Below are 18,669 nucleotides of genomic sequence, written 5' to 3' on the forward strand. Positions count from 1 at the left end.
CACCGACGCCATAGGTTCCATGGGCAAGCAGCTGGTGGTCGGCAACGATGCGCCACACCGCTCGCTCAGGGGCGACGAAAAGGCTGCAGCGCTTCTCCTTGCGCTCGGCCCCGATCACGGCAAGCCCATCTTCGATGAGCTCGACGAGGTCGAGATCCGCCAGCTCAGCCGCGCCATGGTGCGCCTCGGCCCCATCACCCAAGCCATGCTGGACGAGTTGATGGTGGAGTTTGTCACCAGCGTGTCGGCCAATGGCTCGCTATCGGGCAACACCGAAACCACCGAGCGCCTGCTGCTGTCCTTCCTCCCCTCCGATCGTGTCAGCTCCATCATGGAGGAAATTCGCGGTCCCGCCGGCCGCAATATGTGGGAAAAGCTCTCCAACGTTCAGGAAGACGTGCTCGCCGCCTATCTCAAGAACGAATATCCCCAAACCATCGCCGTGGTGCTGTCAAAGATCGCGCCTGAGCACGCCAGCAAGGTGCTCGCCGTTCTGCCCGAAGCACTCGCTATGGACGTGATCCAGCGCATGCTCGGGCTTGATCCCGTGCAAAAGGACATTCTCGAAAAGATCGAGAACACGCTGCGCACCGAATTCATGTCGACCCTGTCGCATACCAAGCGCCGCGACAGCCACGAGCAGATGGCCGAGATCTTCAATTCCTTCGACCGCCAGACCGAAGCCCGCTTCATCACCGGCCTCGAGGAAAACAGCCGCGAAGACGCCGAGCGCATCAAGTCACTGATGTTCACCTTCGAGGACCTGGCCAAGCTCGATGCTTCGGCGGCGCAAACTCTGCTGGCGCGCATGGACAAGGCCGAGCTGGCGCTCGCCCTCAAGGGCGCCAACGAAACGATGAAGGAATTTTTCTTCAAGAACATGTCCGCCCGCAGCGGCAAGCTCCTCAAGGATGACATGGAAGCGCTTGGCCCCGTGCGCCTCAAGGATGTCGATGAAGCCCAGGGCCGCATGGTCGCCACAGCCAAGGATTTGGCCGCTCAGGGTGAGATCATCATCCTCAAGGGCAAGTCCGACGAGCAGATGATCGCTTAGCACCATGGCCAGTCACGCTCGCTTCACCTTCGATCTCGACCTCGGCAAGCGCCCCAGTGCTGCCGCGGTCTCACCGCGCGCCGGCATGGCCGAAGACCTTGTGGCCCGCCTGGTCGCCGAAGCGCGCGAAGAAGGCTATGCCGAAGGCTTTGCCGCCGGCGCCCAGAACGCCGCCGCCATGGCCGCGCAAACCATCGCCGCTGCTGCGGCGACCCTGGCTACCCGCAGCGCCGAAATGGCCGCGGCCCTGGACGATGCGACCGCCAATAGCCGCCGCGAAGCGGTGGAACTGGCCGCCAGCATCGGTCGCAAGCTCGCCTTGCAACTCTTGGCCCGCGAACCCACCGCGGAGCTCGAGGGCCTCATCGCCGAATGCATGGCCAATCTCGAAGGCGTGCCGCACCTTGTGATCCGTTGCCACCCCGATATTGCCGATGGCGTGCGCGACATTGCCACCGCCCATATGACCACCTCCGGCTTTAACGGCCGCCTGATCGTCATGGGCGATCCCGAACAGCGCCTGGGCGACGGCCGGCTCGAATGGGTCGATGGCGGCCTCGTGCGCGATCTTGATTCCATTTCCACCGACATCGACCGGCGCATCGCCGCCTATCTCGAGGGCGGCCACCCGCAGATCAGCCATGAGGAACCCCATTCATGAGCGCCCCCAACGACAGCGACAACATGAACTTTGAGGAAATGGCCGCCGCCAGCGGCATGGCTCGTGGTCCCGAAGCTCATCTCGAGCGCACCGCAGCCGACCTCGAAGCCGTCTTCGATGTGCCCGTGCGCATCTCCGTCGTATTAGGCCGCACCAAGATGCCGGTGTCCCAATTGCTGCGCATGGATATCGGCACCGTCATCGAACTCGACCGTCAGGTCGGCGAAGCCGTCGAGATTCTCGTCAATGACCGCCTCGTCGCTCGCGGCGAAATCGTGCTGGTCGAAAACCGGCTCGGTGTCACCATGACCGAAGTCATCAAGCCACAATAAGGGAGCACCGCCATGCGTCTACTCATCGTCGGAGCTCTCGAAGGCCAGCTCAGCACCGCCACCAAGATGGCCATGGATGGCGGCGCCAAGGTCGCCCATGCCCCCTCGGTCGATATTGCCCTCGCGACGCTGCGCGCCGGCCGCGGCGCCGATCTGCTGCTGGTTGACGTGATGATGGACATCGCCCGGCTCATCGGCGGGCTCGAAGCCGAGCGCATCGCCGTGCCCGTTGTTGCCTGTGGCGTGGAAACCAATGCCGCGGCCGCGGTCAACGCCGTCCGTGCCGGCGCCAAGGAATACATCCCCCTGCCCCCCGATGCCGAGCTGATTGCCGCCGTGATCGCCGCCGTCGCTCGGGATTCCTCCGAATTCCTGTTCCGCGACCCCGCCATGGCCCGCATCGTGAAAATGGCGGACCAGATCGCGGGCTCCGACGCTTCCATCCTTATCACCGGCGAGTCCGGCACCGGCAAGGAAGTGATCGCCAAATATGTTCATTCCCGCTCCAAGCGCGCTGGGAAACCCTTCATCTCGGTCAACTGCGCCGCCATCCCTGAGGCGCTCCTTGAAAGCGAGCTCTTTGGTCACGAGAAAGGCGCCTTCACCGGCGCCGTCGCCCGCCGCATCGGCAAGTTCGAGGAAGCCTCGGGCGGCACGCTCCTGCTCGATGAAATCTCCGAAATGGATGTGCGGCTGCAGGCCAAGCTGCTGCGCGCCATTCAAGAGCGCCTGATCGATCGCGTCGGCGGCGGCAAGCCGGTGGCCGTGGATATCCGCATCCTCGCCACCTCCAACCGCAACCTCGCCGACGCCGTGCGGGAAGGCTCCTTCCGCGAAGACCTGCTGTTCCGCCTCAACGTCGTCAATCTCAAGCTCCCCGCCCTGCGGGACCGGCCGGGCGACATCATCGCCCTGTCCGAGCATTTCGTGGCCAAATACAGCAAGGCTAATGGCCTGCCGCCGCGCAGCCTCGCCGAGGATGCGCGCGACGCGCTGGTCCGCGCTCCTTGGCCGGGCAATGTCCGCGAACTCGAAAATACGCTGCATCGCGCCGTGCTGTTGTCCTCGGGTGAAAGCATCACCGCCGACGCCATCGTCCTGCCCGACGGCATGGGCCTGCATGAAGTGGCATCCGCGGGCTCCCTTTCGTCCCAGCTGGCGCAAACCGCCGAAGCCATGTCCCGTGCCCTTGTGGGCCGCACCGTGGCCGATGTGGAGCGCGACCTGATCCTCGACACCCTCGATCACACGCTGGGCAACCGGACCCACGCCGCCAATATCCTTGGCATCTCCATCCGCACTCTGCGCAACAAGCTCAACCAATATTCCGATGAAGGCACTTTGGTGCCCGATCCCGGTGAACGCAGGGCCGTGGCATGATGGGCCCCGTGAGCGCCCTTGCGGGCAAGCCCGAACTCGCCTCGCGCGAGCCGTCGGCCTTGGCGCTGGCCATCATTGCCGCCCTGACCCTTGCTGTCAGCACCGATCAGCTCGGCACGGCGTCGGCGGCAGCCCAGGCCTGGGAAACTGCCCAAGCCTTTCCCGCTGAGCACGACACCATCCCGGACCAGGCCACCGCATGAGCGAGCTGCCCACCCTGCGCACCCGCCCGGCCTTCAAGCTGCCGACTGGCGCGGCCGTGCTCGATACCCTGCGCTCAGGCGATATTGCCCTTGCGACAGGGGTCATGGGCCTCATCGTCATTCTCATCGTGCCTATGCCGCCGCTCCTGCTCGATGGGCTGCTGGCAGTCTCAATCGTCTTTTCCGTGATGATCCTGATGACGGCACTCTTTATCCAGAAGCCGCTGGAATTCTCGTCCTTCCCGACGGTTCTGCTGATCGCCACCATGCTGCGGCTCGGCCTCAACCTTGCCACCACCCGCCTCATCCTGTCGGAAGGTCACACCGGCACCCACGCCGCCGGCCATGTCATCGAAGCCTTCGGCAACTTCGTGATGCGCGGCAATTTTATCATCGGCGTCGTGGTCTTTGCCATTCTGGTGCTGGTCAACTTCATTGTCATTACCAAGGGCTCGGGCCGCATCGCCGAAGTGGCGGCCCGCTTCAGCCTCGACGCTATGCCCGGCAAGCAGATGGCCATTGATGCCGATCTGTCGGCGGGCCTGATCGATGAAGCCACCGCCAAGGTGCGCCGCGCCGAACTCGAAGGCGAAAGCGCCTTTTTCGGCAACATGGACGGCGCCAGCAAATTCGTGCGCGGTGACGCCATTGCCGGCCTCATCATCACCTTCATCAACGTCGTCGCCGGCATGGTGATCGGCATGATGCAGGAAGGCCTTACCGTCCAGGAAGCTGGCAATGTTTATACCCTGCTGACCATCGGCGATGGTCTGGTCTCGCAGATCCCTGCCCTCATCGTGTCCACCGCCGCCGGCATTCTCGTGTCCAAATCTGGCGTCACGGGTTCCGCCGACAAAGCCCTTTCCGCCCAGTTCACCGGCTATCCGCGCGCCCTGGGCATGTCCGCCGCCGTGATGGGGCTCCTGGCCTTTCTGCCTGGCATGCCGGTCATTCCGTTCCTCGCCATCGCCGCGGGCGTCGGCTACTTGGCTTGGCGCTCCGCTGCGACCAAGAGCGAAAAGCAGGCCGATGCCACGCGCCTCGCCGCGCTGGCAAACCCGCCCCAGATCGGTAGCCCCGGCGGCCCCGCTCCTGAAGTGCCGATCACCGATAGCCTCAAGATCGACGAACTCAAGCTTGAGCTCGGCTATGGCCTGCTGTCGCTGGTCAAGGAAGACGAAAACGGCTCCGACCGTCTCACCGAACAGATCAAGGCGCTGCGTCGTCAGCTCGCGACCGAGCTGGGTTTTGTCATGCCGCCCGTGCGCATCCTCGACAACATGCAGCTCGAGCCCAATGACTACAAAGTGCGCATCAAGGAAGTGGAAGCTGGCCACGGCCAGATCTGGGCCAGCCAGCTGATGGTGATGGACCCGATGGGCCGCTCCATCGACCTGCCCGGTCACCACACCACCGAGCCCACTTTCGGTCTGCCCGCCACCTGGATCGAGCCAGCTCTGCGCGACGAGGCCGAACTGCGGGGGCTGTCGATCATCGATCCCTCTACTGTGATCTCCACCCACCTGACCGAAGTGCTCAAGGCCAATGTCGCGGACCTGCTGAGCTACGCCAATGTGCAGTCGCTCCTGTCCGGCCTGCCCAAGGAGCAGCAAAAGCTCGTCGAGGACATCGTCCCCGGACTCATTACCGTTTCGGGCATCCAGCGCGTGCTGCAGACTCTCCTCAACGAGCGCATCTCCATTCGCGACCTCTCGACCATCCTCGAAGGTGTCGCCGAGATCGCCGGCCCGGGTCGGTCCATGCAGATGATCGTCGAGCATGTCCGCTCGCGCCTCGCCCGTCAGCTCTGTGCCGCCAATCTCGGCCCCGATGGCAACCTGCCGCTCCTGACTTTGTCGCCCACCTGGGAGCGCGATTTTGCCGAGGCCATGATCGGCGAAGGCGACAACCGCCACCTCGCCATGGCCCCCTCGCGGCTGCAGCAGTTCATTGGCGCCATTCAAACCGCCTTTGAACGCGCCGCCCAGCAAGGGGAACTGCCAGTGCTGATCACCTCTCCCGGCATCCGCCCCCATGTGCGCTCCATTATCGAGCGTTTCCGCCCGCAAACCGTGGTGATGAGCCAGAACGAGGTGCATCCCCGCATCCGCCTCAAAACCATTGGCAGCGTTTAACCGGCCCCCTCCTCCAGCCTGGGGCAAGTGGTGGAACTGCCCCCCCCGTTAATCATTGAGGCCTGGCATATCTCTGGGGCCTTCCATGAAGCTGTTCAACTGCGACCATTGCGGCAACACCATCTATTTCGAAAATGCCGTTTGCGAAGTATGTGGCCATCAACTTGGCTATATCTCCGGCAAGAACGCCCTGGTCTCCCTGGTGCAGAACGACGGCGGCAACTGGACCTCGCCCGCCTTTTCCGATCAGCCCTATGTCTTCTGCGCCAATGCCCAGCACGGCGCCTGCAACTGGCTGATCGAAGCGGCCCCGGGCGGTGATGTGTTCTGCGCCGCCTGCCGCCACAACGAAACCATTCCCCCCATTGAGGAACCGGTTAATCTCGCGCGCTGGCAAACCATTGAGCGCGCCAAGAAGCGCCTGATCTATTCCCTGCTCGAACTCGGGCTGCCGCTGCAAACGCGCGGGGAAGATCCCCAGCACGGCCTCGCCTTCCGTTTCCTTGCCGACGAACCCGCCGGCACCGCCCCGGTGATGACCGGCCACGAAAACGGCATCATCACCATCGCCCTTGTGGAAGCTGACGACGCTGAGCGCGAAAAGCGCCGCGCCCAGATGGGCGAGCCCTATCGCACCTTGCTGGGCCATTTCCGTCACGAAATCGGCCACCACTATTGGGACCTGTTAGTCGACAACACCCCTGCCATCGAGCCCTTCCGCGCCCTCTTTGGTGACGACCGGGCCGATTATGGCAAGGCGCTGCAAACCTATTACGCCAATGGTGCCCCGCTCGGCTGGCCCCAGACCCATATCTCAGCCTATGCCACCTGCCATCCCTGGGAGGATTTTGCCGAAACCTGGGCCCATTATCTCCACATCACCGATACCGTGGAAATGGCCGCCGCCTTTGGTGTGCACGCCCGCCCCAAGGGCCAGGACGAAAGCCTTGCCGTGGACGCCGATTTCAACCCGTATCGCCAGCAGGATTTCGCCACCATTGCCGATCACTGGGTGCCGCTCGCCCTGCTGCTCAACAATCTCAATCGCGCCATGGGTCACCCCGACGCTTATCCCTTCGTGCTCACCCCCGCCGTGGTCGAAAAGCTCGCCTTCGTGCATGATCTGGTGCATGGCCGCTTTGCGCACTGACGCAGCCAGTTCCCAGCGGGGCCGACATGAGCTATGGCCGTGCTATGCAATCGCCTCTCACCATCCTGCCCGTCCCGGTCTTTTCCACCCTCTGCAACGCCGCCTTCGCGCTGCGGCGCGAAGTTTTCGTCTGGGAGCAAAAGGTGCCCGAGGAAGAAGAGCACGATAGCTATGATCTGACGGCGACCCATCTTGTCGCCGTAGCGGAGGGCGAAGTGGTGGGCACGCTCCGGCTCATTGCCTTGCCCGAACACACCAAGATCGGCCGTGTTGCCGTGCGTCAGCATTGGCGCGGCCGCGGCATCGCCAAGGCGATGATGGCCGAAGCCACCCGCCTGGCTGCCGCCGCGGGACAGCACCGCCTTTATCTGACCGCGCAGTCCGATAAGCTGGGCATGTACGAAAAGCTTGGCTTTGTCGCCTTCGGCCCTGAATTGATGGATGGTGGCATGCCCCATCGGGCCATGCGCAACTACGACCGCGACACCGCCGCCCTCGCCGATTGAGGATCGCGCGCGGCCCGACTATCAGCGCCGCCCACATTCACTCCCCTCCCAACAGCCCCGCGGCCTGTGGGTCCCGCCAGCACCCGGCGCGGCCTCGCCTTAACCCATGTATCGGCCCCAGCGCGGGCTCGGCTTGCGACGCAATGTCGGCAAATCCGGGAACCCCTCGCACACAGCTGCGTTACCACAGCATCAAGGGCCGCACGGTGCGCCACCTCGCAAGTTTAGCACCGCACGGCCCTGTTCATAACAACAATGAACCTATGGAGCCTATAATGATCCGCACCCTTTTGGCCACTACGGCATTCGCAGCACTGATGACTGCAGGCGCCATCGCTCAGGACGCAACTCCGGTACAGAGCACCGACGCACCTGCCAACAACGAAACCACCACGACCACCACCGAAACCGCACCGGCGACCACTTCGGCCCCTACGGCTCCGGCACCGGCTGCCAATGCTCCGGCTCCTGTTGAAGCTGAGCCAGGCGCTGCGGTTGAAACCTTTGAAATGTCGTCTGGCTATGTTGCCGTAGACAGCGACAACCTGGGCTCCCAGCTGATCGACCAGGCCGTTTATTCGTCCGCTGGCGATGACGCCGAGGAAATCGGCAACATCACCGACATCGTGTTCAATCAGGATGGCCAGATCACTGCCGTCGTGATCGGCGTGGGCGGCTTCCTCGGCATTGGCGAAAAGTCCGTGGCCGTTCCCTTCGACGTTCTCGAATTTGTCATCGCTGCTGACAACACCGAACGTTGGGTTGTTCCCACCACGGCTGATGCCCTGACCAGCGCTCCTGAATTCGTCTGGGAAGAAGACGAGCCAGCTGACGCAGAGACCGATACCACCACGGCTCCTGCCGATGGCACCGCTCCTGCTGCCGGTGGCGCCATGGCTCCGGCTGCTCCCACCACCAACTAATCCCCTGTGGATTAGCGCTTCAGGGCCGGCCTTTGGGTCGGCCCTTTCTGTTTGAGCCTCTTTCTGGAGACCGCTATGCTACGACCCCTGACCCTGGCTTCGACGTTCGCGCTCTTGCTCGCAGCTCCGGCCCTCGCGCAGTCCCCCGCTGCAACGCCACGCAGCGGAACGCCAAGTCAGCTTCAGCAAAGTGGCCTTACCCCTCCCACGATCCTGTCGGAGGGATATTCCAGCCGGGGCGAGGACATCCTGGTGACGGTGCTGCTGGGCGAAACGGTTTATGCCGGGCCCGAAGACGACGCCGAACAGATCGGCACCGTCAAGGACATGGTGGTCACTTCAGGCCAAGGCGTTTCTGCCGTAGTGCTCGGCGTAGGCGGCTTTCTGGGCGTCGGCGAGAAAGACGTTGCCGTTGACTTCACCCAGCTCCAGCAGATCGAGCGCGAAGACGGCAGCCGCCGTTGGGTCCTGCCCACCACTGCCGAAGCATTGACCGCGGCACCCGCGTTTATCTGGAGCGAAAGCGAAGCGGCCACCGGTCCCGAGATGACGCCGGACGAAGAACAGGAGCAGATGGTCGATGGCGACCCCAATGCCGCGCCCATCGATCCCGAACTCACCACCGATCAGCCCGATGCGCCCGTCGAAGCAACCGCGCCGCTCGATCGCACCGGCTTCAGCGAAGTCGACCAGTCCGGCCTAACCGCCGATCAGCTGCGCGGTATTGCGGTTTACGGCATCAATGACGAGCAGATTGGCACCATCGGCAATGTCGTCGAAACGCCCGAAGGCGCCATCGATGCCGTGGTTGTCGATGTCGGGGGGTTTCTGGGCCTGGGTGCCAAGCCGGTCGCCGTGGGCTTTGATAATCTGGTGTTTTCCGCCGATACGGCGGGCATGCGCTATCTCTTCATCAACGCCTCGCGCGAACAGCTCGAAGCGCAACCGGCCTTCGACCCCCTCACCTATGCCACCGCCCGCGACGAGCAGCGCATGGTGATCGTGCCCTAGCCCCTCGGGCTAGCGGCGAAACCGCAGCCGGCCGATTTCATCATAGTCGGATTGCTCTTGCTTGAGCTGTTCGACCGCGTCGCGCTGATGCTCGCGCTGCTCCAGCAGCTCGACCTTCTTGAGGTCTTCGAGCGCTTCAGCCAATGCGTCCTGCGCGCTTTCAAGCTTGCCACGCATGTCATTGGCGGAAGCCAGCAGGTTGTCGCGCCGGATCTGGGCGGCCTTGGCGAAGGTCGAATAAGCGAAATGGGCGACATCCGAGATGCCGGTCTTGCTGTGCTCGATCTCGATCTGCTGGTCGAGCTCGCTCGCCATGCGCTCGAAGTCGTTGACCATCATTTCGATCTGCGTCACCTGGCGGCGCTTCTCGTCGACCTGGAACTTCTTGAGCCGAATGAGGCTCTCGCTACGCGATTTCAAGACCTGTACTCCTTACACACCAAGTCAAACCTCCGAGCAGCGGGCCTTTCAGCCCGGTGCACCCGCCTCCGCAACAATGGCCTCGAGCATATGGTAACCCTCGGCAATCGTGGTCGTTTCTTCCCGCTCCTGGCTCAAGAACGCCTCGAGTGCAGGAAAAACGGCGATGGCGCGGTCCACTTTCGGATCTGATCCCTTCCGGTAAGCTCCCAGCCGGATCAGCTCCTCCATGTCCGAATAGATGGACATGAGTTCACGCGCCTTTGCCAGGACCGGCCTGAACGAGGCCGGAACGCACCCTGGCATGGTGCGCGAGATGGACCGGAGCACGTTGACCGCCGGATAACGCCCCCGTTCGGCAATCCCGCGCTCCATTACGATGTGCCCATCAAGAATGCCGCGTACGGCATCCGCTATGGGCTCATTGTGATCATCACCTTCAACCAGAACGGTAAAGAGTCCGGTAACGGAGCCCGTAAAAGCTGTCCCAGGACCCGCACGTTCCAACAATCGTGGCAATTCTGTGAAAACCGTGGGCGGATATCCCTTGGCCGTTGGCGGCTCGCCGATCGCCAGCCCGATCTCGCGCTGTGCCATGGCAAACCGGGTCAGGCTATCCATCATGCACAAGACCCGCTTGCCCTGGTCGCGGAAGAACTCGCTCAGGGCCAGCGTCAGATAAGCTGCCTGCCGCCGCATCAGCGCCGCCTCATCGGACGTGGCAACCACCACCACCGCCTGCTCGATCCCCACCTCCCCCAGATACTCCTGGATGAACTCGTGCACTTCGCGCCCGCGCTCGCCGATCAGCCCGATCACGGCAACATCCACATTGGTGTTGCGCGCCAGCATGCTCATCAGCACCGACTTGCCCACGCCTGAGCCGGCAAAGATCCCCAGCCGCTGCCCCTCGCAGACGGTGGTGAAGGTGTTGAGCGCCCGCACCCCTAGATCAAGCGGCTCGCCCACGCGCACCCGGTCATGGGCCGCCAGGGGTGACTGGCGCAGCGGATAGGCCTGCGCCCCGCGCCCGAGCGGCCCCTTGCCATCGATCGGCTCGCCATTGGCATTGATCACCCGCCCCAGCCAGTCATGGGCAGGAAACACCGCCCCGTCGCTGCGCTGGAACACGGCCTTGCACCCCAGCCGAACCCCGGCGAGTTGCCCGAAAGGCAGGCACAGTGCGTGGCCATCCTTGAACCCGATGATTTCGGCGGCCAGTTGCCCGTCATTGCTGGTTTCGATCTGCACGCGTCCGCCCACCCGCAACTCGCGGACAGGGCCAACAATTTCCACCAGCAGTCCCTGAACGGACTTGACGCGGCCAAAGACCTCAATCTCGTCGATTGCCTCGATGGCTGAAATCAGCGCCTTCATGCCGGATCTCCCGTCGCCTTAACCGCTCCCGAAAACGTGTTCACGTCGGGATGCCGGTGGCTAAAAACTCGAATCAAACAGTAACCCCGCGTTAAGCAAAAAGCTCTATCGCTACCGCAAGGGCCCCTTCATGCGGGATTTTCCGCCACGCGCCCCTGCTCCCCTTGCCATCGCCGCAATGCTTGAATCCGCCGAGTCACTTGGCCGGGCTACTTAAACCATTTTCTTAAGAAAAACGCGGCCACTTTTTCGTTTAGTTTCAGACAGTTAGATATAATTCACCTTACCAGCTTTTGCGTATTGCGTGATGGAATTAAACTTTGTTAACTATTTGGGCTTAGGGTTCAGTCATATCCAGTACGGGTGACGTGGGGCGAGCATTGGCCGCTGGCTTCACTGTTCCAGCAGGAACGAATCACAAGGGGAATATAATGCGGGTACTCCTTATCGAGGACGATAGCGCGACAGCGCAGAGCATCGAGTTGATGCTCAAGTCCGAAAGTTTCAACGTCTACACCACCGATCTGGGTGAGGAAGGCGTCGATCTGGGCAAATTATACGACTACGATATCATCCTGCTCGATCTGAACCTGCCCGACATGAGCGGCTATGAAGTGCTGCGCACCTTGCGCGTGGCCAAGGTGCAGACGCCCATCCTGATCCTTTCGGGTCTGGCCGGCATCGAGGACAAGGTTCGTGGCCTCGGCTTTGGTGCCGATGACTACATGACCAAGCCCTTCCACAAGGACGAGCTCGTGGCCCGCATCCACGCCATTGTCCGCCGCTCCAAGGGCCATGCGCAGTCGGTGATCTCGACGGGTGAACTCACCGTCAATCTCGACACCAAGACCGTGGAAGTGCAATCGCAGCGCGTGCACCTCACCGGCAAGGAATACCAGATGCTGGAGCTGCTTTCGCTCCGCAAGGGTACGACGCTCACCAAGGAAATGTTCCTCAACCACCTCTACGGCGGCATGGACGAGCCCGAGCTCAAGATCATCGACGTCTTCATCTGCAAGCTGCGCAAGAAGCTCAGCGTTGCGACGGGCGGTAAGAACTACATCGAAACCGTCTGGGGCCGCGGCTATGTGCTGCGCGAGCCCGACGAGAACGAGCTTTATTCCGAAAGCGCCTAAGCTTTCCCCTTCCCTTGTGCAAGGCCCGGCGCAGTGATGTGCCGGGCCTTTGCTCTTGCGGAACTCCCCAACCCGGTTATCGTTAGCTCCCAATCAAGGGGGCCCACGACATGGACAGTTCACTCGCGCAGCGTCTTCGCGAACCGCTCGTTCTTACCATTCTCATTATTGCCATTGTCGGCTGGATTGCCTTTTTGGCAACCTGGATCAGCTCGAGCTCAACCAATGGCGACCTGCAAGGCCAGGTGTCCGCGCTGACCGACGAGCGTAGCGCGCTGCAGATGCAGTTGGCGGACCTCGAAACCGCAAGCGGCGATCTCGAGGCGGTCCAGGAGCAAACCACCGCCGCCCAGGCCCAACTGGACGAACTGACCACCCAGCGCGACACCGCTCAGGGCGAACTGGATGGCGTCAGTGCTGAGCTGGCCAGCACCACTGAAACCCTCAATTCCCGCCGGGCTGAAATTGCGGCGATCCAGGAAGAGTTCGCCCAAAGCGATCAGCGCCGCGCCGAAGCAGAAGCCGCCCGCGAAGAAGCGCAGAACCAGGTTACTGCCCTTAACGAGCAGATGACCGCAATTGGCCAGCGGCTTGAACAGGCCCGCGCCCAGGAAGCCGAAACCCGCGCCGCCGTCGCTCAGCTGACCGAGGAAGCCGCTGCGGTGACCAGCCAGCTCGCCCAGGGCGAACAGCAGCTGCAGGCCGCCCGCGGACAGGAAACCGAGATCCAGACCCGCCTGGCCGATATTGCCGCCCAGACCGAGACCAGCGGCACCCAGCTGGCGGACCTGCAGACCCAGATCGCCGATCTCCAGTCCCAGCGCGACCAGCTCTCCAAGGATGTCGCCGGCTACCAGACCCAGCGCGATCAGCTGCAGCCGCAGGTGACGGACTTGACCAATACGCTGGCTGCCCGCGGCAAGGAGCTCTCGGACCTTGAAGCCCAGATCGCCTCGGCCACCGCCCAGCGCGACGCCGCCAATGCCGCCCTGGTGGGTCGCTACGAGGCCAATGCCGAAGGCCCCGCCGGCGGCATTGCCGTGGTGCTCAATGATGACGACAGCTTTACCATGACCGATCGCCACGGCCGCTCGGTATCGGGCCGCTACACCGCTACCGCCGAGGCGCTGACCTTCACCGATGCGACCGGCAATATCGGCTCGGCGACCTTTCCGATGACCTGCCCCATCCAGGGCTCTGGCCCGGCCTTCACCATCGGCGAAGCACCCGATTGCGTCCTTGCCGGCGCAAGCTTCACCCGCACCCCTTAGGCGCGGCTGGCTCGCTCAAGACGGCAAAAGGCCCGGGCGGTTCTCGCCCGGGCCTTTTGCTGTTAGGCGATTTCGGCTGACGGAAGCGCGCGGTCCAGGTCGAACTTGGCTTCCAGCAAGGCCCGGTCAAACGGCTTCATCATATAGTCGCTGGCGCCGGCCTTGAGCGCCATGGCAATAGCGCCAATATCGTTCTCGACCGTGCAATAAACGACGTGCGGCCGCTCGCCTCCGACATAGCCGCGCAGATGCTTGAGGAACTCGAGCCCACCCATGATGGGCATGCTCCAGTCGAGAAGGATCGCGTCGGGCATCTCGAGGCGGCATTTGTCGATAGCCTCCTGCCCGTCCTCGGCCTCCTCGACAATATAGTCCATGTCTTCGAGAATGCGGCGCGCCACTTTGCGCACCACACTCGAGTCATCGACGATCAGGCACGACTTCATGAATGTGTTTCCCCGGCCAAAGGCTCGGAAACAACTATGAATGGCAACTGCCTACGGAATGGTTAGCGCCTCGGGTGCAGCTTCTTCCTGGATGGGCGGCTTGGGCAGCGCACGCAGGTAGAACTTGCCGTCCTCAAGCCCGATGCTGATCTCCATATCGGTCATCCGAGCCAGCAGGCCTGTATAAAAGGGCTGGATGCCGCGCGCATCCACGGCGCCCTCTTCGGGCATGCCCGAGAGCAATCCCGCCGCGCCTGACGGCACGAGCGTCTTTTGCCGCTTCTCGGGATCGCTGTACGAGGTGAACTCAAACACCTCCGCTCCGGCCGGTCCAGTGATACTAGCCGTAACCGTGCCACCGCGCGGCACCGAGCCTGCTGCGATCAGCAGCATGTTCATGAACAGCTTGGCCTTGTGCTTGGGAAGCAGGATCAGCGGCACCTGCCACTCCAGATCGGCCTTCTCGATCTCGAAATAGATCCGCGCCACCCGCTCGCATTCGCGCGTGTCGATATCGGTGCCCGCCGTCGAGGAGGCACCATAAGCCAGGCGCGCAAATTCGAGCTTGGCCCGGCTTTGATTGGCCGCGCTGGCGATCAGGTCGCGGGCGCCTTCAGCCATGTCACCCTGCGTGGGGTCGGCCAGAACCTCAAGCCCGTTGCCAATCGCCCCAATCGGGTTGATCAGGTCGTGACAGACCCGGCTGCACAACATTGCCGCAAGGTCGGTTGCCTTGAGCTCGATGATATCGGCCATGGGTTTTCTCCATCAGGGGCGCGTTCGAATCACTTGCGCCGACCTTAGTGGGGGTTGCGCTTCTGCACTATTGCCAGACCAGAGATTTGGACAAAACCGCCCAATTGGCTTGTGCCTCGCGGGCCGCGGCGTTGGGCGCCAGCAAAAAGGCTTCCCGGCTCGCCGCCGAATAAAACAGATAAAGACGCTGCTTGAAGACCGTGTAGATTGCCGGGTCGCCGTCCGACAAAAAGCCGCGCGCCATGCTCATCGCCGCATGGCCCCCGAACTGGGGTGCATAGATCTGCGGCGCCCGCGCAAAGGCGTCGCGGTTGGCCGCGCTGCTAAACTGCCAGGGTGCCCCGCCCCACTCATATTCGAACTCGCTGCGTCCCGGCACCGGCTGGCTTTCCACGAAATAGGAGACCGGATCCATGCCCCCGAGCGCCAGCCCGGTAAGGGGATCGCTTACCACGGCCGTGTTGATTGACTGGCTCCATGCCGGTGCCGCGCCGCCCCCCAAAAGCGGCAGAACAAAGGCAAGCATGGTTAAGATTTGTTTACGGGTTTGCGTCATCATTGATCCACGGGCCAGCCCTTGTCCAGCGCTGGCCCGACCAACCATGACCGAGAAACTTTAAAGTCTTGCGAAGTCCCGGCTCGCCTGTTTTAGGGGGAACACCATGTTCAAACGCCTGCTTTGCACCCTGACCCTGCTCCTCGCCCTCGCTGGCGCCGCTCCTGCCTTTGCCCAAGGCTCGCTCAGCGACAGCTATTCCGGCGATGAGTTGGTCGACAAGGGCCACCAGTTTTTCGGCTCCGCTGCCCAGGGCCTCGCATCCCTCGTTGAGCGCGCCGTTTCCGAGTTCGGCCTGCCCAACGGCTACATCCTGGGCGAAGACGCTGGCGGCGCGCTGTTTGCCGGCGCCCGTTACGGCGAAGGCCGGCTTTACACCCGCAATGCCGGCGAGTTGCCCCTTTATTGGCAAGGCCCCAGCCTTGGCTTTGACGTTGGCGGCGATGGCTCCAAGGTCATGATGCTGGTCTACAATCTCTCCAGCACCAATGACGTGTTCGGCCGCTTCGCCGGCGTTGATGGCTCCGCCTATGTGGTGGGTGGCTTCGGCATGACGGTGATCAAGTACGGCAACGCCATCATGGTCCCGATCCGCTCGGGCGTGGGCGCGCGGCTGGGCGTTAATATCGGCTATCTCAAGTTCACCCAGCAGCCCACCTGGAACCCTTTCTGATATCAGCGCTTTGGTAGATGCTGCGAGCCGGAGGCGTGCACCCTCCGGCTTTTTCGTGACGTAGACCACCGGAACCGCTAAGCAATGGCCCGACCACTACCCTTTGCGGCGCTTAAGTCAGCTTCCTGTCGACCGCATCTGGACGGCCTGGTTCCGGAGTTCGCACGATGATGATCGAAAACATCATGTATTTCGCCCTCGGCCTGCTGTTTGCCGGGCTCTTGGCCGTGATCATCCTGCCCGCGGTGTGGAAACGCGCTGTCCGCCTCACCAAAAAGCGCATCGAGGCCGCGACCCCCATCACCCTCGCAGAATTCCGTGCCGACAAGGATCAACTGCGCGCCGAATTCGCCCTCCAAACGCGCCGGCTCGAAACCACAATCGAGGGGCTGCGCGCCCGTCTCGCCGAACAGGTGGGCGAATACAATGACCGACGCGCAGAATTTGGCGCCATGCGGGCCGAGCGCGACAGCGCCGTCGACAAGATGACGGAACTCGAAGCCCGCGAAGCGGCATTGCGTGATCGCGTGCTCGAACTCGAGCGCGAAACCACCGATCTTGCCCAGCAACTGCGCATGCGTGAGCGCGACCTTGAAAACCGCACGGCCGAGATCCAGGCGTTGCGCGACGAATACGCGCAGGCCGCGCTCGAGCAGGCCGCCCTGGAAGAAGCCGCGCTCGAAGAGGCCGAAAGCATTGAGATCGCCCAGGCGCGCATTGCCGAAGCCGGCTCCAGCCTGGACGCCATGGCCGGGCAAACCGCCGCCCAGGCCGATGGCACCATGCCCCCGGCGCTTGCAGAAGAGCTCAACCTCGAAGACCAGCTCGGCCAGTTGCATCGTCGCATCAACCATGTGGAAACCACCATCATGGCCGATTGGGAAACCGAGCGGCTCGATGAAACCGCCTTGCGCGCCCAGCTCGACGCCATTGCCGCCGATACCAGCCGCATCGTTTACGCCGCCGATACCGAGCCGCCCCAGCAGCCCCCGCCAGCCGAAGAAAGCCTGTTTGATCGCATCCAGCGCTTTGCCGATGGGCGCGAGGAAACCCCTGCGGCGCCACCACCACCTGGGCCTATTGCCACAGCCAGACGCGGCGGCAGCGTCACCGACCGTATGGCAGCGCTGCGCGAAATCCAGGGGCGCTAAAGCCGGGGCGCACCGTCCGCAACGATCTGCACCGAACTGATATGTTCGCCCGTGCCCCGATCGAACAATGCCAGCACCATCGCCCCATCAAGACGATACAGCACATTGATCGCGCCATCGCCCGTGGTGGCCGAAACCACTTCGGCCCCGGCGGGCACGCTCAGCGTTTGGGCCATGCTGGGCGGCGGTGCGTCGCGCATCACCCGATAGACAATGGCAAAGCCAATCGCCATAAAGCCCAGCAGCAGAATGCCGATGGAGATGCCGAACGACCGGCGCGCCTTTCCCAGCACGGCTTGTGCTTCGGGCGACAAACGCTCGGCATCTTGGCCCACCGGGCCGGTATTTGAAGGATCGCTCATGGAACACCTAACCGCTGACGACTTCGAGGGCGACGAAGTCCAATTCACTATCACTACCGAACAGGCCGGCGGCCGGCTCGATGCCGTTCTGGCCAAGGCACACCCGGCGCTCAGCCGCAGCCGCCTCAAGGACCTGATCCTGGGCGGAGCCGTATCCCTTAACGGCCAGCCGATCAGCGAGCCCAAATATCGCGTAACGGCCGGCGAAACAATCACCCTCCTCGCCCCGCCGCCCGAAGATCCCGAGCCCAAGCCCGAAAACATCCCCCTTGATATCCTCTACGAGGATGATCAGCTGATCGTAGTCAACAAGCCCGTCGGCATGGTGGTCCACCCCGCTCCCGGCAGCCCTTCGGGCACCCTGGTCAACGCGCTAATCTATCATTGCGGCGCGAGCCTGCAGGGCATTGGTGGCGTGCGCCGGCCCGGCATCGTTCATCGCCTCGATCGCGACACCTCAGGGGTCATGGTCGCGGCCAAGACCGATCTGGCCCACCAGCATCTGTCCGCGCAATTTGCCGATCATGGCCGCACCGGTCCGCTCCATCGCGCCTATATCGCCTATGTTTGGGGCTCCACCGAAACGGCCAAGGGCACGATCGAGGCGCCCCTCGGGCGCGACGCCAATAATCGGCTCAAGCAGGCCGTGCGCAAGGATGGCCGCGAAGCCATCACGCATTACATGGTCGAGCAGCGCTTTGGCGGCGATGGCTGGGACATCACCCGCATCCAGTGCCAGCTGGAAACCGGCCGCACCCACCAGATCCGCGTCCACATGGCTCATGTCGGCCACCCCCTGGTTTCCGACACCGTTTATGCCTCGGGCTACGCCACCAAGATCAACCGCCTGCCTCCCGAGGTCGCCGCACCCATCGTTGCGCTAGGCCGGCAGGCCCTCCATGCGGCCGAGCTCGGCTTCGAGCATCCCGTAACCGGAGAGGAAATGTTCTTTGAAGCCCCCCTCCCGCCTGACCTTGTGGCGCTCGAGGAAGCGCTCGAGCCCTATGACAAGGCCTTCGCCCGCTAGGATTTGCGGGGGCCGGTAACCGAGAAGTGCAGGCCGGCCCTCCCCTAATGCCCGCACCACGGGCAACCCTTGCGCTGCCTGCACCGTTCGTCTGCATTCGGCGGCCTTACAATTGCGGCAATACGCCATATATTATGAC

21 protein-coding genes are annotated in these 18,669 nt (G+C 63.0%); 15 read left to right on the top strand and 6 right to left on the bottom strand.

Annotated elements, in window-relative coordinates; translation table 11 throughout:
• Nucleotides 1-19: 19 nt before the first annotated feature.
• The 10 genes from fliG to HRU92_RS10185 all read left to right on the top strand — a co-directional run bounded on the left by fliG (nucleotide 20) and on the right by HRU92_RS10185 (nucleotide 9,355).
• Nucleotides 20-1,054: a flagellar motor switch protein FliG gene (gene fliG, locus HRU92_RS10140; protein ID WP_127755283.1), complete on the top strand. Its 1,035-nt coding sequence runs from the start codon at nucleotides 20-22 to the stop codon at nucleotides 1,052-1,054.
• A 4-nt stretch (nucleotides 1,055-1,058) separates the two neighbouring features.
• Nucleotides 1,059-1,715, top strand: a complete 657-nt coding sequence (locus tag HRU92_RS10145) for a FliH/SctL family protein (RefSeq protein WP_172124069.1) — start codon at nucleotides 1,059-1,061, stop codon at nucleotides 1,713-1,715.
• Between the two features lie 38 nt (nucleotides 1,716-1,753).
• Nucleotides 1,754-2,047: a flagellar motor switch protein FliN gene (gene fliN / locus HRU92_RS10150; RefSeq protein ID WP_248307110.1), complete on the top strand. Its 294-nt coding sequence runs from the start codon at nucleotides 1,754-1,756 to the stop codon at nucleotides 2,045-2,047.
• Nucleotides 2,048-2,059: 12 nt separating this feature from the next.
• Nucleotides 2,060-3,427, top strand: coding sequence for a sigma-54 dependent transcriptional regulator (locus HRU92_RS10155; protein WP_172124073.1), 1,368 nt, complete (start codon nucleotides 2,060-2,062; stop codon nucleotides 3,425-3,427).
• Between the two features lie 8 nt (nucleotides 3,428-3,435).
• Nucleotides 3,436-3,630 carry a hypothetical protein gene (locus HRU92_RS10160; protein ID WP_172124075.1) on the top strand — a complete coding sequence of 65 codons (195 nt, stop codon included), beginning with the start codon at nucleotides 3,436-3,438 and terminating at the stop codon, nucleotides 3,628-3,630.
• Nucleotides 3,627-5,765: a flagellar biosynthesis protein FlhA gene (gene flhA / locus HRU92_RS10165; protein WP_127753922.1), complete on the top strand. Its 2,139-nt coding sequence runs from the start codon at nucleotides 3,627-3,629 to the stop codon at nucleotides 5,763-5,765. The genes HRU92_RS10160 and flhA overlap by 4 nt, the downstream gene beginning before the upstream one ends.
• Before the next feature lie 85 nt (nucleotides 5,766-5,850).
• Nucleotides 5,851-6,915, top strand: coding sequence for a putative zinc-binding peptidase (locus HRU92_RS10170; protein WP_172124077.1), 1,065 nt, complete (start codon nucleotides 5,851-5,853; stop codon nucleotides 6,913-6,915).
• A gap of 44 nt (nucleotides 6,916-6,959) precedes the next feature.
• On the top strand, nucleotides 6,960-7,421 hold the full coding sequence (locus HRU92_RS10175; RefSeq protein ID WP_172124079.1) for a GNAT family N-acetyltransferase: 462 nt from the start codon (nucleotides 6,960-6,962) through the stop codon (nucleotides 7,419-7,421).
• 275 nt (nucleotides 7,422-7,696) lie between these two features.
• Complete coding sequence (locus HRU92_RS10180; protein WP_172124081.1) at nucleotides 7,697-8,344, top strand: PRC-barrel domain-containing protein; 648 nt, start codon at nucleotides 7,697-7,699, stop codon at nucleotides 8,342-8,344.
• Between the two features lie 75 nt (nucleotides 8,345-8,419).
• Nucleotides 8,420-9,355, top strand: coding sequence for a PRC-barrel domain-containing protein (locus tag HRU92_RS10185; RefSeq protein ID WP_172124083.1), 936 nt, complete (start codon nucleotides 8,420-8,422; stop codon nucleotides 9,353-9,355).
• Between the two features lie 9 nt (nucleotides 9,356-9,364).
• Here HRU92_RS10185 and fliJ read toward each other — a convergent pair whose 3' ends face one another.
• Complete coding sequence (fliJ, locus tag HRU92_RS10190; RefSeq protein ID WP_127753927.1) at nucleotides 9,365-9,775, bottom strand: flagellar export protein FliJ; 411 nt, start codon at nucleotides 9,773-9,775, stop codon at nucleotides 9,365-9,367.
• 48 nt (nucleotides 9,776-9,823) lie between these two features.
• Nucleotides 9,824-11,152 (bottom strand): flagellar protein export ATPase FliI, encoded by a 1,329-nt coding sequence (fliI, locus tag HRU92_RS10195; RefSeq protein ID WP_127753928.1) that lies wholly within the window; start codon nucleotides 11,150-11,152, stop codon nucleotides 9,824-9,826.
• 431 nt (nucleotides 11,153-11,583) lie between these two features.
• Between fliI and ctrA the strand changes: the two genes are divergently transcribed.
• Nucleotides 11,584-12,288 carry a response regulator transcription factor CtrA gene (gene ctrA, locus HRU92_RS10200; protein ID WP_127753929.1) on the top strand — a complete coding sequence of 235 codons (705 nt, stop codon included), beginning with the start codon at nucleotides 11,584-11,586 and terminating at the stop codon, nucleotides 12,286-12,288.
• Nucleotides 12,289-12,398: 110 nt separating this feature from the next.
• Nucleotides 12,399-13,559 (top strand): hypothetical protein, encoded by a 1,161-nt coding sequence (locus HRU92_RS10205; RefSeq protein ID WP_172124085.1) that lies wholly within the window; start codon nucleotides 12,399-12,401, stop codon nucleotides 13,557-13,559.
• Between the two features lie 62 nt (nucleotides 13,560-13,621).
• Here the strand turns inward: HRU92_RS10205 and HRU92_RS10210 are convergent, their stop codons facing one another.
• The 3 genes from HRU92_RS10210 to HRU92_RS10220 form a co-directional block, all read right to left on the bottom strand.
• On the bottom strand, nucleotides 13,622-14,005 hold the full coding sequence (locus HRU92_RS10210) for a response regulator (RefSeq protein ID WP_127753931.1): 384 nt from the start codon (nucleotides 14,003-14,005) through the stop codon (nucleotides 13,622-13,624).
• 51 nt (nucleotides 14,006-14,056) lie between these two features.
• A complete protein-coding gene (locus HRU92_RS10215; RefSeq protein WP_172124087.1) occupies nucleotides 14,057-14,761 on the bottom strand; it encodes a histidine phosphotransferase ChpT in 705 nt (234 codons plus the stop codon).
• Nucleotides 14,762-14,828: 67 nt separating this feature from the next.
• A complete protein-coding gene (locus tag HRU92_RS10220) occupies nucleotides 14,829-15,287 on the bottom strand; it encodes a YHS domain-containing (seleno)protein (protein ID WP_172124089.1) in 459 nt (152 codons plus the stop codon).
• A gap of 136 nt (nucleotides 15,288-15,423) precedes the next feature.
• On the opposite strand from HRU92_RS10220, the gene HRU92_RS10225 reads away from it, so the two are divergent.
• Together HRU92_RS10225 and HRU92_RS10230 are read left to right on the top strand one after the other, a co-directional pair.
• Nucleotides 15,424-15,990 carry a DUF1134 domain-containing protein gene (locus HRU92_RS10225; RefSeq protein ID WP_127753934.1) on the top strand — a complete coding sequence of 189 codons (567 nt, stop codon included), beginning with the start codon at nucleotides 15,424-15,426 and terminating at the stop codon, nucleotides 15,988-15,990.
• A 167-nt stretch (nucleotides 15,991-16,157) separates the two neighbouring features.
• Nucleotides 16,158-17,141, top strand: coding sequence for a hypothetical protein (locus HRU92_RS10230; protein ID WP_172124091.1), 984 nt, complete (start codon nucleotides 16,158-16,160; stop codon nucleotides 17,139-17,141).
• Here HRU92_RS10230 and HRU92_RS10235 read toward each other — a convergent pair.
• Nucleotides 17,138-17,503, bottom strand: coding sequence for a DUF6476 family protein (locus HRU92_RS10235; RefSeq protein ID WP_173088119.1), 366 nt, complete (start codon nucleotides 17,501-17,503; stop codon nucleotides 17,138-17,140). The two genes, HRU92_RS10230 and HRU92_RS10235, sit on opposite strands and share 4 nt — an antisense overlap.
• On the opposite strand from HRU92_RS10235, the gene HRU92_RS10240 reads away from it, so the two are divergent.
• The gene (locus tag HRU92_RS10240; RefSeq protein ID WP_173088121.1) at nucleotides 17,502-18,530 is read left to right on the top strand and encodes an RluA family pseudouridine synthase; all 1,029 of its coding nucleotides are present in this window, start codon (nucleotides 17,502-17,504) and stop codon (nucleotides 18,528-18,530) included. The genes HRU92_RS10235 and HRU92_RS10240 overlap by 2 nt on opposite strands.
• The last annotated feature ends 139 nt before the right edge of the window (nucleotides 18,531-18,669 follow it).

It is taken from the genome of Devosia sp. 1635 (genome assembly GCF_013185955.1).
GTDB lineage: Bacteria > Pseudomonadota > Alphaproteobacteria > Rhizobiales > Devosiaceae > Devosia.

Bases quoted from the DNA above. Each gene is read 5' to 3' on its own strand.
- fliG (WP_127755283.1), top strand. From the start codon at position 20: ATGGGCAAGCAGCTGGTGGTCGGCAACGATGCGCCACACCGCTCGCTC.
- HRU92_RS10145 (WP_172124069.1), top strand. From the start codon at position 1,059: ATGGCCAGTCACGCTCGCTTCACCTTCGATCTCGACCTCGGCAAGCGC.
- fliN (WP_248307110.1), top strand. From the start codon at position 1,754: ATGGCCGCCGCCAGCGGCATGGCTCGTGGTCCCGAAGCTCATCTCGAG.
- HRU92_RS10155 (WP_172124073.1), top strand. From the start codon at position 2,060: ATGCGTCTACTCATCGTCGGAGCTCTCGAAGGCCAGCTCAGCACCGCC.
- flhA (WP_127753922.1), top strand. From the start codon at position 3,627: ATGAGCGAGCTGCCCACCCTGCGCACCCGCCCGGCCTTCAAGCTGCCG.
- HRU92_RS10170 (WP_172124077.1), top strand. From the start codon at position 5,851: ATGAAGCTGTTCAACTGCGACCATTGCGGCAACACCATCTATTTCGAA.
- HRU92_RS10175 (WP_172124079.1), top strand. From the start codon at position 6,960: ATGCAATCGCCTCTCACCATCCTGCCCGTCCCGGTCTTTTCCACCCTC.
- HRU92_RS10180 (WP_172124081.1), top strand. From the start codon at position 7,697: ATGATCCGCACCCTTTTGGCCACTACGGCATTCGCAGCACTGATGACT.
- HRU92_RS10185 (WP_172124083.1), top strand. From the start codon at position 8,420: ATGCTACGACCCCTGACCCTGGCTTCGACGTTCGCGCTCTTGCTCGCA.
- fliI (WP_127753928.1), bottom strand. From the start codon at position 11,152: ATGAAGGCGCTGATTTCAGCCATCGAGGCAATCGACGAGATTGAGGTC.
- ctrA (WP_127753929.1), top strand. From the start codon at position 11,584: ATGCGGGTACTCCTTATCGAGGACGATAGCGCGACAGCGCAGAGCATC.
- HRU92_RS10205 (WP_172124085.1), top strand. From the start codon at position 12,399: ATGGACAGTTCACTCGCGCAGCGTCTTCGCGAACCGCTCGTTCTTACC.
- HRU92_RS10210 (WP_127753931.1), bottom strand. From the start codon at position 14,005: ATGAAGTCGTGCCTGATCGTCGATGACTCGAGTGTGGTGCGCAAAGTG.
- HRU92_RS10215 (WP_172124087.1), bottom strand. From the start codon at position 14,761: ATGGCCGATATCATCGAGCTCAAGGCAACCGACCTTGCGGCAATGTTG.
- HRU92_RS10220 (WP_172124089.1), bottom strand. From the start codon at position 15,287: ATGCTTGCCTTTGTTCTGCCGCTTTTGGGGGGCGGCGCGGCACCGGCA.
- HRU92_RS10225 (WP_127753934.1), top strand. From the start codon at position 15,424: ATGTTCAAACGCCTGCTTTGCACCCTGACCCTGCTCCTCGCCCTCGCT.
- HRU92_RS10230 (WP_172124091.1), top strand. From the start codon at position 16,158: ATGATGATCGAAAACATCATGTATTTCGCCCTCGGCCTGCTGTTTGCC.
- HRU92_RS10240 (WP_173088121.1), top strand. From the start codon at position 17,502: ATGGAACACCTAACCGCTGACGACTTCGAGGGCGACGAAGTCCAATTC.
- HRU92_RS10235 (WP_173088119.1), bottom strand. From the start codon at position 17,503: ATGAGCGATCCTTCAAATACCGGCCCGGTGGGCCAAGATGCCGAGCGT.